This is a genomic window from Idiomarina sp. 017G, from assembly GCF_004362265.1.
Taxonomy (GTDB): domain Bacteria; phylum Pseudomonadota; class Gammaproteobacteria; order Enterobacterales; family Alteromonadaceae; genus Idiomarina; species Idiomarina loihiensis.
The window spans coordinates 1-1013 of the sequence record NZ_SNWT01000021.1; the positions used below are offsets into that span (position 1 = coordinate 1).

Annotated in this window: 1 protein-coding gene; it reads left to right on the forward strand. The window is 53.9% G+C overall.

Going from position 1 to position 1013, the window contains the following annotated elements; genetic code table 11:
- Positions 1-735, forward strand: a 735-nt coding sequence (locus tag DEU30_RS13565) for an IS110 family transposase (protein WP_133493662.1), incomplete at its 5' end; no start/stop codon positions are given.
- Positions 736-1013 lie beyond the last annotated feature (278 nt).

Genomic DNA, 1013 nt, shown 5'->3' on the forward strand with positions numbered 1-1013 from the left:
ATAGCCGAGGCGGCATCACGACCCAACCGTCAGACGGTCAGGCTGAAAAGCATTGAGCAGCAGGACTTAGCATTGATGGTCAATCAGCGGGAAGGCTTCGTGCAGACGAGAACGCAGTTCTCGAATAGGTTGCGGGGGCAACTGGCCGAATACGGCATTCTTTTACCGAAGCGAGTCGGTACGATATTACAGAGAGTACCGGAGGTACTGGAAGACGACAGCAATGCGCTGACGCTTCAGTCACGGGACCTCATCAACCGGCTCTATCAGATGCTGCGAGCGGTGGATGAAGAAGTTAAAGCGCTGGATAAGCACTTAGCGACACAGGCCGAAAGGAATGAAGACAGTCAGCGGCTGATGACCCTGCCGGGTATCGGACCGATAACAGCGACCTCGCTGCTGGCACTGATAGGTGATGTGAGTGAATTTAAACGCGGCCGCAACCTGTCGGAATACCTGGGACTGGTACCACGGCAAAACAGCAGTGGCGGTAAAGACCGTTTAGGCGGTATTACCAAAAAAGGGAACACCAAACTCAGGACACTGCTGGTGCATGGCGCCCGCTCGGCACTGCGGGTGGCACAACAGCGCCACGACAGGCTGAGCCTCTGGGCACAGGATGTCGCTAAACGCAGAGGCAACAACGTTGCAGCGGTGGCACTGGCTAACAAGCACGCCCGGATAATCTGGGCGATGTTAAAGAATAAAGAAGATTACCGGATGACTGCTGCTTAACAGCATTCAGTAAAAGAGCACAGCGAAGGTTCATTCCTTCCGGGAGTTGCAAACGTCAACAGGATGGTAAAATAGGGTAAACCGACGACAACTGAGACTGTTGAACGTCCGTACATAAAGTACGTTAGCCTGATAAGCCAGTTGTCGTGCGGAGTTCATCCAGGCCAGGTGCGCAAAGCGCGCACCATAAACAGGCCGTATATATGCGAGCGCCCCGACATTTACCACGAGTTGCCGTTGCAAAACGGGAGGGGACCATATATGACGTTCACGTCAGG